We start from the raw sequence: 13,870 nt of genomic DNA on the forward strand, positions 1-13,870 counted from the left end.
GGAGGGGGATATAGCTGTTATTTCTTGTTTGCACTCTGTCGGCTTTATCAATAATTCGTCAGGGAATAGAATTCCCTGTCTCATATAAAAAGTCCTCTCAAGAGGACTCGGGTCATATCGTGAATAAAATAGCGATCGCGCGTTCAATCCATTTTAATGGATTTTTTGTATGAGACAGGGATTTTTAATCCCTGGCGGATCGAGATAAGAAGGACAATTTAATTACCGATTTATTTCCTTAACTTCCATTTTAACAACTTTTTCCCATGATATGAGAATTTTCAATCCCCGACGGATCGCAGTGAATCCTATTTTAAATAACAGCAAAATTGGTGATTTTTCGGCGTTCTAGGCTCATGGTTTTATTCTCGATCGGGTTTGAAGGTAACAACGGATAGCTTGCGATCGGGAATAATTGCATTTTCTGCTATTTTCATAGGTCTCCTCGGAAAGCTCTTTGCAGGAGGGAGTTAAAGAGATTTTCTGATTCTTTTGCAGACTTTTCTAAAGACTCTTGTTGTTGCCAATATTTTTCTATAATTCGATTATATTTTTTCTGTTTATCTAGAGGAGGTAACGAAACTTTTAATGTTCTTAATCTAGCTTTTGAAATATTTGGCATAGAACCCGCCGATCCACTGGCAAGGCGACTAATTTCTCGCCTCGCAGATAATTGACTTAATGCTTGCCAAAGATATACAGGATTAACTCGATCATTTATTTTTAATCTAAAAATCAGATCGGGTAATAGAAGTTTCGATCTCGTTTTATGAACAAAAGCAGAAGCACCAACTAATTCATAAGTATTTTTTCTTGAAAATAACAAATTGCCGACTTTGATTTCTAATTCTGGTTTTGGCTTTGTCTCTGGTAACAATGCTTTATTTGCTATTTCGTCGAAAACACCCCAAGTAATTGCACCCAATTTTAATATTCCCCATTCTTCCTTTTCAGCAATACGAGAATCACATTTAGGACTCCATCCTGATTCAATATCGTCTACAATTTGACTAATTTCTACAATATCCCAACCTTTCGGATTAGTAACGGGATCGCCGAACATATCGAGGAAAAGCGATCGCGCTAATTCTTCGGTTAATTGAATAGCTTCTTGTCGTTTCCGTCGAATGCGATCGGCTTTATCCAATATCGCCGCGATTCTTTTTTGTTCTTCTAGAGGTGGAAGAGGAATTTTTAAATCTTTTAACTTTGTAGAGTTTACACCTGTTTGAGCCGTTCCAGTTGAACTAAGTGTGATTTGATTCCAATAATTAGGAGTTTGAAAAAAACGAGATAAATATTCAGAATTAATTTTTGAAGAAGGTCGCACTCTAATTAAATATGATGCAAACACTACTCTGGATGGGCAGTCACGAATTAAAAAACTTTTTCCAGTTGTTGCTCCTGTTCGTGCAAATACAATATCACCTTGTTTCAGAGCATATTTTTTATAATCTTTTTCCGTGCATTCACAAGATGGAACATTATCCCAGTTAACCCAATTATTTTGAATATCTGTAATTCGTAAAAACTTTGGATTTCCTTCAATATCTTGTGCTGATGCTGTTAGACCATAATCAATTTTTTCGGAAACATTGACCAATTTTACAATAGAAAAATCACTCTTATTTTTTGCCATTTGTAATATACTCCACCTCCGCCAAAATTTTATCCTTAAGATAAGGACTCAAAGATTCCGGAGTCAAAACATCCACCTTACGCTCAAACAGATCCTCTAAAAAGAAACACAAATCCATAAAATTCATAAACGTTTTTAACTCCGGCTCAAACGTCACCAACAAATCGATATCGCTATCTTCCGTCGCCTCACCCCGACGAAACGACCCAAACAAACCGCACCGACACACCCCAAAATTCATCAACACTTCTTGATGTTCCTGTAACCGTTGAAAAATATCATATTTGTTCATCATTTTTGACCTCCTAAAAAATTCATTTTAATAACCGAATAAAACCCGCCTGCTCAAAATGCTTATCCGTCGTAAAAGCCTCCGTAATTCCCTCTCGCTGCATAACAACAAAACTAATACAATCCGTCAACCCCCAATCCTTATCCAACCTAGACTCATACAGACTTAATCCTGCCCTAAATAAATCATCATTTAAAGATAATACTTGCATAGATTTAACGCGATGTATATTTCTTAAAAAATTAGTCGTGTTTGCACGAACTACAGGAGAACATAGAGCATCAGCAACCTCCAATAAAACAAAATTGCTAGTTATAAAAATATAATTTCGAGCAGCCAATTGCAAGCGGAGTTGAACCGATCGCTCGTGCCAAGCATCATTAACATTAAGTAAAGCAATCCACGCAGCCGTATCGACAAAAACCTTATTCATTATAATTAATCTTTGGAGTTCCGTGAATGTAATGATGGTGTTGTTCCGCTAGATCGGGAATACCCGTTTCGATCTGGCATCTCTCTAACAATTCTCCTAACTCATCCCGATCGCCTTTTATCCTTTGACTGCGGCGTTTTGCCAACTCATAAAGTTCTTGCAAATCATCCTCAGACAAAAATTCTAACTCGGCTTTAAGCAATTCTTTAACACTCATTGTGATTCATCCTGTTTTAATTTATTTTCCTTACCCTATCCCGATCGCTCGAACAAATCCATAATCATCATCATCCAAGCTCGGATTTATGCAATCATTATAGCGTTGCAATAGTACAAAAAATTCAGTTTAAGATAACATCCCCTCCAACTCATCCAAATCTGCCCGAATTTCATCCTCGATCGCCTTCAATTTCCCCAAAATAACCCTCGGCGGATCGTATTCCACTTCCTCATATTCAATCTCCTTATAGCGATTAATCGAAAGATCGTAACCATTTTCCACGATCTCCTTTTTCGGCACAAAAAACGCCTTATCCTTGCGATTTATATCCTTCTCCACATCTCGCGATCGCCACCGTCGCAGAATATCGGGAATATCATTTTCCGCCACAACTTGCCGCTTATCATCCAACGATAACCCATCCGCCTGCATATCATAAAACCAAACGCGATCGGTTCCCCCCACCCCCGTCTTTGTAAACATTGCGATCGCCGTCGAAACCCCTGCATAAGGCTTAAACACCCCCGACGGCATCGAAATCACCCCATCTAACTTATGCTCCTCCACCCACACCTCTCGCAATGCCTTATGTGCCTTAGAAGAGCCAAATAAGACCCCATCCGGCACGATCGCGGCTCCCCGTCCCCCCTTCTTCAGCAACCGCAGAAATAGCGCCCCAAACAGTAACTCAGTCTTCTTCGTATTGACAACCTTCTTCAAATTCACCGCAATATTCTCCTTATCCACAGACCCCTTAAACGGCGGATTAGCCAAAACCAGCGTAAATTCCTCCATTACTCCCCCATGATCTTCCGACAGAGAATCCCGTGCCTCAATCTTCGGATCCTCAATTCCATGCTGCATCATATTCATACTGCCAATTCTCAACATTGTCGGGTCAAAATCAAACCCGTGAAACATCTCCGAATTAAAATGCTCTCGATTCCCCGGGGCATTGAGTACCAAATTCCCCTCACTATCCTGCTTATTCCGCAAATATTCCGACACCGCCACCAAAAATCCCCCCGTCCCGCAGGCCGGATCGCAGACAATTTCCCGCGCATTCGGCTCCATCAACTCCACCATCATTTTAATAATGTGACGCGGGGTTCTAAACTGGCCGTTTTGTCCCGCCGTCGTCAACTTCGAAAGCATATATTCATAGAGATCCCCCTTAGTATCCCGATCTTCCATAGGAATCCCATCGATCTGTTCCACCACATTCGACAAAAGTGAAGCATTGGCGATTAAAAATGTCGCATCTTTCATGTGAATCGCATAAGCTCCCCCTTCCTTCCCCATATTTTTAATAAAAGGAAACGCCTCATCCCGCACGATTTTCAGCATATCTGCCGCATTTTGATTGCGAAACTTCGACCAGCGACAATGCTGCTGTCCCTCAGAAAAAATCGGGTTTGCGATCGCCTCTCCCAAGCGTTTCGCCTTCTTCTCCTTCGCCAATTCCAAATCGTCCAACCGCTTGATAAACAGCAAATAAGAAATCTGTTCGATTACCGAAAGCGGGTTGCTAATCCCATTACTCCAGAATGTCGTCCAGAGTTTATCGACCTTCGATTTTAATTCCCCTGTAATCATGCGGTAAAAATCCCTACAAAATATTGCCGAAAAGACGAGTATCGGTCATTATCCGGCCAATTGCCATCTTTTCGACATCCCTTTCAATAAGCTCCGTTATTGCGGGGAAACAAGACAATACCAACGGTTTTGAGAATAATAAACACATCTAAAATCAAGGTGCGATAGCTGGCATAGTAAACATCGAGGTGAATGCGACGTTGATAGGGGAGGTCATTGCGTCCGGAAACTTGCCACAATCCCGTAATACCGGGCTTGACCGTCAACACCTTGGCCATGTAGCGCCCGTAATATTTTAATTCATCGGGGACGAGGGGACGCGGACCGACGACGCTCATATCACCTTTCAACACATTCCAAAACTGAGGCAGTTCATCTAAACTGGTCAAGCGTAAAAATTTGCCAATTTTCGTGATGCGAGGGTCTTGTTTAAGTTTGTAGGTCTCCTCGAATTCTTGTTGTAATTCGGGAGATTTAGCAAATAATTCGTCGAGAATTTCCTCGGCATTACACACCATCGTTCTAAATTTGAGGCAGCGAAAAGGTTGATAGTTTTTGCCGACTCGGTGCTGTACGTAAAAAATCGGTCCCGGAGAAGTGACCGCAATTAAGAACGTCAAAATCAGATAAACTGGAGCGCCAAGCATTAAAACGCTGAGGGAAAAGCCAATATCGAACAAGCGTTTAAATTTTTTCCCATTAAATAGAAAAAGCAAAAAACTCGTGTTTTGCTTTCGGTTAGAAAGCGATCGCGTTTTCCGCGTTGCGCTTCCTTTGCTAGACCTCACCGGACTTTCAGCAGTCATCGTACTCCTCAAATTCACCACAAACCCCGTTAACCGTTAATGCGATCGCTGCCGGTTTTCCAATTATGCCAGCAGCGATCGGCAAAAGCGAGATACTGCTGGCGAAAAACCTCGGGGGTAAATTTTTCGGCATTTTGGCGGCAGATTTCCGGCTCGATTTTTCCGGGTAATTCGCTAAAAATCTTAACGGTTTCTACCAATGCCTCAACGGTTTGGGGGGCAAAATGCAATCCCGTCCCCGTTTGGGGAAATTGTCGCACATCGCGGACGGTTTCCAATGCTCCCCCTTGACCATAAGCTATGACGGGAGTGCCGCAAGATTGTGCCTCGACGGGGGCAATGCCAAAGTCTTCGCAGGCAGCATAAACGAAGGCTTTTGCTTTTTGCATATACTGCACTACAATTTCATTTGGCTGCGATCCTAACACGCGAATATTTTTACCGGCTATGGCTTTAATGCGGGTTAATTCTGCGCCATCGCCAATGACGACGAGAGGAAGTTCCAATTGATTGAAGGCTTCGACAATTAAACTTATTTTTTTATAACCGACCAAACGGGAAACAACGAGGTAAAAGTCTTCTTTTTGGGGAGAAAACGCAAAGCGATCGCAGTTAACGGGAGGATAAATCACTTCGGCTTTGCGTCGGTAACACCGCCAGATGCGACGGGCGGTATATTGAGAGTTGGCGATAAAATAATCGACGCGGTTGGCGGAAATGACATCCCATTCTCGCAGGCGATGAAGGATATAGCGAGAAAAGAAACCGGGAATTCCTCGTCCCATACGGCTGTTGCGGAGGTACTCAAAGGTTAAATCCCATGCGTAGCGCATGGGGGTGTGACAGTAACAGATATGGAGTTGGTGGGGACGGGTGAGAACTCCTTTGGCGACGGCGTGGGAGGAGGAAAGAATGCGATCGTATTCTCCTAAGTCCAGTTGTTCGATCGCGAGGGGAAGAAAAGGTAAATATTTCTGTACGCCGTTGCGGGCGAGGGGAAAATGTTGTAGGAATGTATGACCGATTTTGCGATCGTACAAATAACTTTCAGGATTAACCGATTCAAAATCAATCAGAGCATAAAGATCGGCTTCGATGTACTGGAGAATTTCCGCTACGACTAATTCCGATCCCCCGGTTGCTTTGGGGGTTAACCATTCATGAACTAAGGCTGTTTTCATCTATTGTTCTGGGTCGCGATCGCTTTTTTGTTCCTCGGTTTTTTCATTAATCTCGGCCAGCCAAGTTGTCAAATCTGCCACACTTTTAAAATCAAATATTTCTAAACTTAATACATCTAACTGCGTTAGAGTTAATTGAGAAATTTGCTCTTCTATTTTTAACTCAAGCGTTCCAAAACGCTTGGTAAGCTGACGCAAAAGCGATCGCATCCAACCTTGTCGCCGTCCTTGTTCGAGACCTTGTTCGAGACCTTGTTTGCGGCCGATCTCGATGCCTTCCTGCATCCAACTGGTGACAATTTGCATAACTTCCTCCTTGTCTTCTGGTTTAATTTTAGCGATTTGTTCGACAAATGCGCGATGTTCTAACTCATTTAATTTTAAATAACTATCCACAAATCCAGAAATCAATTGCATTCGAGCCGGATCGAGGTGTAATGTCGCCAACAATCGCAAACATTCTACCTTCACTTTTGGTCTATCCTCTGGGGCGATATTCATTTTCGCCATTAATGCTGAGGCAATAGGATTTTTCTGTTTTAAAAAATCTTTCCAATTGAGACGATTTAGCTGAACGACTCGATAGTTAAATTGCAAAACCTCAAAATCGGGGAATTTAACTTGGTGGTAATTAATTGCTGCTTTCTTGGGTTTGTCATAAGAAAAAATAACAATCGGATAAATGGGTAAATTGAACTTTTCATACAGACGAGCAAAATAGCGAAACATGCGGCGATCGAATGCTGTTTCTATAGAGGACTGGTTTTCAACATGAATCAAAAAATAGGAGTCTTGTTCGGCAAAACTTGCACGGACGATAAGATCGGTTTCATAACGTTCCCCCAAGGTAACATCGGTAAAAACTTCCTTATCCAAAAAAGTAATGGAATCTGGATCGAGATACTTTCGTACTTTGGGAAAAAATAATTCGACGAATTCCACAAAAAAGACCGTCAGGAGTTCTTTAAATAAGCGATCGTGGTCGATATTAGGCGAGTTTTTCATGGGCAATTGATATTGACAGTAGAATTCAAAGCCCGATCGCTTTGCAATTCGTCATGTAATACAAATATATCTCTATGCGTCCGAGTTGCCAACAAATTCCTCAGAATTGAGAAGTTTCATTACATCGGCTGAAGTTAGGGGACATCAAGCTGATAAGATTGCGATCGCCAAATATTGGGAGTATCGAGAAAAACGTGGTTCAAGCAATCCCAGCCATTGCTCCAAACAAAACGAGCAATTCAACCCCAGCCTTAACGGGTGTACCTTTAAAAACTTTTTTAGCCAATTTGAGCGATCGCATTATCGCCGGAGAATCCTTAACGCGATCGCAAGCCTTAGAATTAACTCAAATCAAGGGTGAAGCGGATATATTAGCCCTTTGTGAAGCTGCCGATCGCGTCCGGGCGGCCTGTTGTGGAAATGTTGTCGATCTGTGCAGTATCGTTAATATTAAATCGGGGAATTGCTCGGAAAATTGCAGTTTTTGCTCCCAGTCGTCCCATCATCCCGGGGAAAATTCCCCGGTTTACGGGTTAAAAACGAAAGAAGATATCCTCGCCCAAGCAAAAGCCGCCGCCGATGCGGGTGCTAAGCGTTTCTGTTTGGTTTCTCAGGGTCGGGGAATCAAATATAATAGCCCCAAATCTCAAGAATTTGCGGAAATTCTCGCCACGGTACAAGAAATTATTGCCACCACTGCGATTAAACCCTGTTGCGCCCTCGGGGAAGTGACGGCCGAACAGGCAGAAGCCTTACGGGAAGCTGGAGTGACACGCTACAACCATAACTTGGAAACCTCGGAAAATTACTTCCCCGAGATTGTCGGGACTCATCAATGGCGCGATCGCGTGGAAACCATTAAAAATCTCAAAGCGGCAGGTATTCAAGCCTGTTCTGGGGGCATTATGGGTATGGGAGAAAGTTGGGAGGATCGCATCGATCTCGCCCTCGCCCTGAGAGAATTAGAAGTCGAATCAGTCCCTCTCAATTTGTTAAATCCCCGTCAGGGTACGCCTTTGGGAGAACAAAACCGCCTCGATCCCTACGAAGCCCTCAAAGCGATCGCGCTTTTCCGCCTCTTGCTTCCTCAGCAAATTCTCCGTTATGCTGGCGGTCGGGAAGCGGTTATGGGAGAATTGCAGCATTTGGGCTTGCAAGCGGGAATTAATGCCATGTTGGTCGGTCATTATCTGACCACCCTCGGACAGCCCCCCGAACGCGATCGCGCCCTGTTAGAATCATTAGGACTCGAAGGTGGAGAAGCCCCCATACCCGGTGAGTACGAAACCTCCTCGCAAACGCACTAGGCGCAGTCGTTCCCTTCGCCGCAAACCTGTTAACTCCCCCACCCTTTCTTTTCCCTACAAACTTCTTTGGGCGGTGGTGGGGTTATTTCTGACGATTGGCGGTACTTTTTTATTCCCTTCCGCTACGACTCCCCCTTGGGATTGGGGTTTTCCGTGGAATTGGGGAGAAGGAAATGGCATTCAAACCTATTCTTTAGGGGTCACCTTTCAAATCGGAGCCGTTTTGTTAGCGGGATGTTTAGGAGGAAAACAAGCGGGTGCGCTTTCACAGATCGCTTATGTCTTGTTGGGACTATTTTTGACCCGATTTCGCATTTTTACCCACGGTGGCGGTCTCGATTATCTCACCGCCCCGACTTTTGGCTATATCTTGGGCTTTATTCCGGGGGCGTGGATCTGCGGTTCTTTGGCATTTCGCACGAAACCTCAACTAGAATCTCTCACTTTTAGTTGTTTTTGTGGCTTATTGACCATTCATACTTTAGGAATTACCTATTTGATCGGCCTGCATCTTTTCGGTTTTATTGATGGAGGAATCCTTGTTTTGCTACAAGAAATTTTTTACTATTCTCTTCGTCCTTTACTGGGACAAAGTGCCGTAGTTTGTGCGGTTTCGGTGTTGTCTTTTGCTTTGCGGCGAATTATGTTTTATTGAAAATTGATTGCCATAGCTATTTTTTGAAAAGTCGCAAGACTATAGGAGTCAAAACTGCACAAATTAAACCCAAAGAAACACTAATTACTAAAGGAAGAAAAGTTAAAACAATTTCCAAGTAAGGCTGGTTGGGAACGCTAAATAATTGTTCGACCATCTCGCGAGTTTCTTCTTGTCCGATGGTGGAAGCGACTAAAGAAGCGACACTAATTCCCACTCCTGCGATCGCAATGGTATTATTAAGCGTCCGTTCGTTTTGAGTGCGTTCGATTTCGATAATTCCTTCTACGGTTTGAATAAAGCTATCGAGGGGTTTGAGTCCGGCGCTTAAGGCTTTACTATCCATGACGATTTGTTGGACTTTATCGTTAGCAGATTCGCCGAATTTTTCCAAGAATTCTAAGTGACCAGCAGGGTCGCGATCGCGCATCTTTTGCAAGCGTTCGCAATAATTATGGGTATTCGTTTCAATATTGACTTGTTGTTTCTGAAATTCGCCGAGATTTGTTTCATAGTAATGGGAAATTGTCAAGGCATTACTCATATCTTTTTGCATGAGTTTGAGATCGAGTTGCTGGCGATCGAGATGTCCGGATAAAGAATCGATAATCCCTTGCATTTTACCCGATGCTTTTTTGAGGTTCTCTTTGAGTTCTCGACTTTTTTCGTAAACCCAAAGAATTTTACTGCGATAGTGAAAAAGTGGAATGAGATCGCGATACAATTGACCGATAATATGACTAATTTCTTTTTCGGTTTTATCGTGAGGAAATAGACAGATAATGAGATGATGACTGAGGTTTTGCCCGTCGAGAATCGTATCGGGTTGTTCGAGTTCGTAAAGAGAGGCGCTGCGATATTGACTTTGACCTTTTAAATCGCGTTTCCAGTTGGCGCGATCGCATATCTCTAGGGTTTCGTAACAGATTTTGGCAATATCATCGGAGTTTTGTTCGGCGGTGGCGAGTTTGCCCCAAAATAGCCAGCTTTGACCGAGTTTCGGGGGAGTTTTGATCGTGTGACCGCGAACAATTTTAACAATTTTTTGCAGTTCTTGCAGCTTTTCTGGAAAGGGAAGTTGTTCCCATTCTGGGTCATTATTGCGTCCGGCGCAGTCAATTTGTAAAGCAAGAACGTCTCCCAGTTTTACGGGGTAATAATAGCCGTCGAGAGGTGCGTCAAAAGGTTGAATTCTCGCGTCGAGGAGTTCGATATAGTGAGAAAAATTTTGCTCGTTCTTTTTCAGTTGTTCGAGATTTTGTTCGATATAGTTTTCGTCGTAGATGCGATTCCAGAAGCGGCGGCGATCGCGATCGATCGCCTCTTCATTCTTTCCGAGACCGCTATAGAGGTCATAGAGAAATAAATCAACGGTGGGATAGTCTAGAGATTTCATTTAATTCAGTTATCAGTTATCAGTTATCAGTTATCAGTATTATCGATTCAGCTTGTTTTTAATAAATTGTTGTAAATTTTGGATCGGGTTGGTTCGGGAGAGGGTTTTCGCTGCGTCTTCATAATCGCGATCGATAATTTCAAGAATTTTTTCCATTTCTGCGATCGCTTTTGCTGGATCGTCCGTAACATTGACACTTTCTCCCATTCCATCGTCGTGAGGATCGTCAACGGGTAAGAATTTTAATCCTCCTTTGCGTTCTGCGATCGTCAGGTCAAACCAAAGTTCGGCATTTTCATAGGGAATTTTAAGAGAAGGAATCGCTAAAGCCAGATCGAGAAGTTCTTGACAACGAGTTTTTAAGGCGATAAAAATATTCCCGATTTGGGTTTCAATTTCTTCAGGAAGAGGTGCTTTTTGTTGAGACAAGCTATAAAGAAAGGCTTTAACCATGACAATGTTAGTACCGCTTACTTGCTGTAATTGATAAGCAATGACTCGTTGAATGGCTGTTGCTTCAACTTCAGCGAACAAGCCTTCTTCTTCTAGAAATTCATCAAAGCTGCTGCCAACATGGAGATTATTCATTGTTATTGTCCTCCTTGTAGTTTTTTGAGTCTTTGTCGGGCAAGTTCTAAATCTTGTTGCGGAGTCTTCTGAGATTTTTTGATAAATCCATGCAGTAAAATCATAGTTCCATTTTGTAGAGTGAATAAAATTCGAGCAATTTTATTGTTTAAATTTGCACGAATTTCCCAGAGATCCGATTCTAGTTTTTTAATGAAGGGCATGCCTACCGGCCAGCTAAACTGTACTGTTTTGATATCTTCTCCAATTGTCTTTTTTTCTTCTCGAGATAAAGATTGCAACCAATCCCGAACGGGTTCATTGTCATTCTCAGTTTTGTAAAAACGAACCTGTAAAATTAAATTTGGATCGTCGTGTCCGTTATTTTCTGCTTTCATCATAAAACCAAGCAACGATCGCGAATCAGTTGTGCAAAATCAATCATTGTCCGGATAGGGTAAAAGCCGACCAATAATAGGGGTGGGCATAGGGGCGATCGCTTTCCATTATATCGATATTCCGTTGTCTGACTTTGAGGAGTCTTTGGCGCGATCGGTCTTGGTGGAGGAGTGCGATCGCATCGTCTAACCATATTTGCAAGTCGGATTTTGTCGCAGTTTTGAGCCATGTTTGGGCGTTTTTCAGGGCTGTGGCGGGCGGTTGTCCGGAATGAAGATTTTGATAAAAAGTGACGGTAAGGAGGGTTGTCGCGAAAGATTCCACCGTCCAGAGAGTGCTAAGAACATAGGTTGCACCTGCCCGCAAAAAGCCACTGACTAAGCCGACATATTCATCGGTGATGGTTTGGTTTCCGGTGACGGCGGTTTCGCAAGCAGAGAGGACGATGAGGCGGTATGCTTGCAGGTCGAGGTTCAGGATATCTTTAAGCGTGAGGGTGTCTTCTCCGTTGAGGTAGAGACAGGAGAGGGCAGGGTTTTGAGCATTATACGCGCCATGTCCGCAGAAGTGGAAGATGTGATGGGATTGTTCCAAGGCTTCCGTAATGCGATCTTTGGTGGCGTTGGTGTTGGGGAGGCATTGAATGCGCCCCCTAAATTCTCCGACTTTGGGGGACTTTGACTCTTGTTCCCCCGGCGATTTCTCCTCCTCAATCCATTTCAATGGATTTTTTGTATGAGACAGGGATTTGAATCCCTGGCGGATCGGGTTATAGTCGTCATTCTCAGTATGGCCAACCATTAAAGGGACGAAAAGTTGTTGGATGAGGGCAGATTCGACTTCGGCGAAGGGGAGTTCGTCTAATTTTTTGATTGTATTACCGATTTTGGGGGTGCTGCGGGGATTTTCGACAATGAGGAGATTTTGCCCTTTCTCCCAGTTTGAGGAGAGGGGAGAACGACCCAGATAGGCACTAGGGAGAGTAGTACAGGTTTGATTCTTGAAAAAGGTGGGGAGGGGGAAGCGATGCAGATCGCGATGGGGGATGAGGATAAGATGGTTAATTGCGTGGGTTTGCAGGTGTTGTTCTATTTCGGCAATGTTGAGGAGGGTTTTCAGGCGATCGAGTTGCGTTTCTAGGTCTGCGTACCATTTCGCCTCGGTTTGGATGGTGTCATCTTCTTTTTTCGTGCCGTAGTTGGAGTAGTCTTCGTTCCACTTTTTCACCCACGCTTCAAGGGCGAGAATTTGCAATAATGCGGGGTCTCTGTCGTCGTCGGGTTGGAGAGGAGGAGAGATGAGGATGGGATCGGGGAGGTTGGGAAGAAGTAAGAATGTGCTGAGGGATATGGGGCTGAGATGCCAGTAAATGAGGGCAGTTGCGGGGGTTGCGAGGAGTTCGCGGATTTGGTGGTAGGTGAGTTCCGGGATGTCGCCATAGTTCCAAATCCAGCGCAAACAGGTGTTTTTACCGGTTTCGGCGAGGGTGAGTGCATCGCGGATGTTGCCGGATTGGAGGGCAAGGCTGACGGTAAGCTGGTTAAAGGCGGTGAATTTGCGGGCGAGTTGCTGTTTGGCGTAGTCTCCTCGGTTGGGGTCTTGTAGCATTCGGTTGAGGAGGTCTGTGCCGTCTTGCAGGAGAACTCGCGCCTCTTCGGGTTCTTTGCGGGCAAGGAGGACGTTACAGAGGTCTTGGAGGACTTCGAGGTGCAGTTCGGGGTAATCGCTTGCAGTGAGGGTTTCTAGGGCTTTGTTGTAGCTGTCTTTGGCTTTTTTCCAGTAGGAACGAGGATAAACCACTGTTCGCCCTTGAAAATAATGGGCTTTGCCAATCCAATGATGAAGAAATCCCCATCCTTTCGGGTGTGTCTCTTGGCAAATAATGTTTTGATTGAGAGGGAATTGCAGGCTGTTAAGTTGTCCCTCATAGCCTCGTTTGTTCAATTCTGGATATGTAACACAGAAATGTTTTTCGGCGGTTTGTTGAATGTATTGGGCGGTTTCAGCAGAGAGGGCATTTTGTCTGGGTTGGGGTTGGTTTTGTAGGGACGTTGCATGCAACGTCCCTACATTGATTGCTTGGAAATAAAATAAAAAATTGCGTTGAAATTTGGGATCGTATTGACGGGAACTTGCGGCAGCACTCCCTCGGTTGACCCATGCCTCATGGAGGTCGGGTTTAATTTGCAAGGCATGGTCATAGGCGGCGATCGCTTCTTCTAACCTGCCTAAATTCAATAGCGCACTCCCTCGGTTGTTCCATGCCTCATGGTAGTCGGGTTTAAATTGCAAGGCACGGTCATAGGCGGCGATCGCTTCTTCTAACCTGCCTAAATTCAATAGCGCATTCCCTCGGTTGTTCCATGCCTCATGG

The 13,870-nt window shown here is 43.9% G+C and carries 14 protein-coding genes; 2 read left to right on the top strand and 12 right to left on the bottom strand.

The window, feature by feature from the left end:
* Positions 1 to 433: 433 nt before the first annotated feature.
* The 8 genes from AC6RV6_RS00870 to AC6RV6_RS00905 all read right to left on the bottom strand — a co-directional run bounded on the left by AC6RV6_RS00870 (position 434) and on the right by AC6RV6_RS00905 (position 7,172).
* On the bottom strand, positions 434 to 1,639 hold the full coding sequence (locus AC6RV6_RS00870) for a restriction endonuclease subunit S (protein ID WP_500238149.1): 1,206 nt from the start codon (positions 1,637 to 1,639) through the stop codon (positions 434 to 436).
* Complete coding sequence (locus tag AC6RV6_RS00875; RefSeq protein ID WP_500238150.1) at positions 1,626 to 1,934, bottom strand: nucleotidyltransferase family protein; 309 nt, start codon at positions 1,932 to 1,934, stop codon at positions 1,626 to 1,628. Before AC6RV6_RS00875 ends, AC6RV6_RS00870 begins: the two co-directional genes overlap by 14 nt.
* 19 nt (positions 1,935 to 1,953) lie before the next feature.
* Positions 1,954 to 2,364, bottom strand: coding sequence for a type II toxin-antitoxin system VapC family toxin (locus tag AC6RV6_RS00880; RefSeq protein WP_500238151.1), 411 nt, complete (start codon positions 2,362 to 2,364; stop codon positions 1,954 to 1,956).
* Entirely contained in the window at positions 2,357 to 2,581 is a 225-nt protein-coding gene (locus AC6RV6_RS00885; RefSeq protein WP_500238153.1) for a hypothetical protein, read from the bottom strand. Before AC6RV6_RS00885 ends, AC6RV6_RS00880 begins: the two co-directional genes overlap by 8 nt.
* 129 nt (positions 2,582 to 2,710) lie before the next feature.
* Positions 2,711 to 4,180 (bottom strand): type I restriction-modification system subunit M, encoded by a 1,470-nt coding sequence (locus AC6RV6_RS00890; RefSeq protein ID WP_500238156.1) that lies wholly within the window; start codon positions 4,178 to 4,180, stop codon positions 2,711 to 2,713.
* 83 nt (positions 4,181 to 4,263) lie between these two features.
* Positions 4,264 to 4,986 (bottom strand): undecaprenyl-phosphate galactose phosphotransferase family protein, encoded by a 723-nt coding sequence (locus AC6RV6_RS00895; RefSeq protein ID WP_500238157.1) that lies wholly within the window; start codon positions 4,984 to 4,986, stop codon positions 4,264 to 4,266.
* A gap of 29 nt (positions 4,987 to 5,015) precedes the next feature.
* A complete protein-coding gene (locus AC6RV6_RS00900) occupies positions 5,016 to 6,167 on the bottom strand; it encodes a glycosyltransferase (protein ID WP_500238159.1) in 1,152 nt (383 codons plus the stop codon).
* A complete protein-coding gene (locus AC6RV6_RS00905; RefSeq protein ID WP_500238160.1) occupies positions 6,168 to 7,172 on the bottom strand; it encodes an Rpn family recombination-promoting nuclease/putative transposase in 1,005 nt (334 codons plus the stop codon).
* Between the two features lie 194 nt (positions 7,173 to 7,366).
* Here AC6RV6_RS00905 and bioB point away from each other — a divergent pair, with 194 nt between their 5' ends.
* Together bioB and AC6RV6_RS00915 are read left to right on the top strand one after the other, a co-directional pair.
* A complete protein-coding gene (bioB, locus tag AC6RV6_RS00910) occupies positions 7,367 to 8,479 on the top strand; it encodes a biotin synthase BioB (protein WP_500238163.1) in 1,113 nt (370 codons plus the stop codon).
* Positions 8,480 to 8,552: 73 nt separating this feature from the next.
* Positions 8,553 to 9,134, top strand: a complete 582-nt coding sequence (locus AC6RV6_RS00915; RefSeq protein WP_500238347.1) for a biotin transporter BioY — start codon at positions 8,553 to 8,555, stop codon at positions 9,132 to 9,134.
* Between the two features lie 16 nt (positions 9,135 to 9,150).
* On the opposite strand, the gene AC6RV6_RS00920 is transcribed toward AC6RV6_RS00915, so the two are convergent.
* From AC6RV6_RS00920 to AC6RV6_RS00935, 4 genes are all read right to left on the bottom strand, one after another.
* Positions 9,151 to 10,530: a hypothetical protein gene (locus AC6RV6_RS00920; protein WP_500238165.1), complete on the bottom strand. Its 1,380-nt coding sequence runs from the start codon at positions 10,528 to 10,530 to the stop codon at positions 9,151 to 9,153.
* A gap of 39 nt (positions 10,531 to 10,569) precedes the next feature.
* Positions 10,570 to 11,118, bottom strand: coding sequence for a hypothetical protein (locus tag AC6RV6_RS00925; RefSeq protein ID WP_500238166.1), 549 nt, complete (start codon positions 11,116 to 11,118; stop codon positions 10,570 to 10,572).
* A 2-nt stretch (positions 11,119 to 11,120) separates the two neighbouring features.
* Entirely contained in the window at positions 11,121 to 11,498 is a 378-nt protein-coding gene (locus tag AC6RV6_RS00930; RefSeq protein WP_500238168.1) for a type II toxin-antitoxin system RelE/ParE family toxin, read from the bottom strand.
* A 40-nt stretch (positions 11,499 to 11,538) separates the two neighbouring features.
* The coding region (locus AC6RV6_RS00935) for a CHAT domain-containing protein (RefSeq protein ID WP_500238170.1) at positions 11,539 to 13,870 on the bottom strand (2,332 nt) is incomplete at its 5' end.

The sequence above is a fragment of the Spirulina sp. LEGE 11439 genome (genome assembly GCF_059821285.1).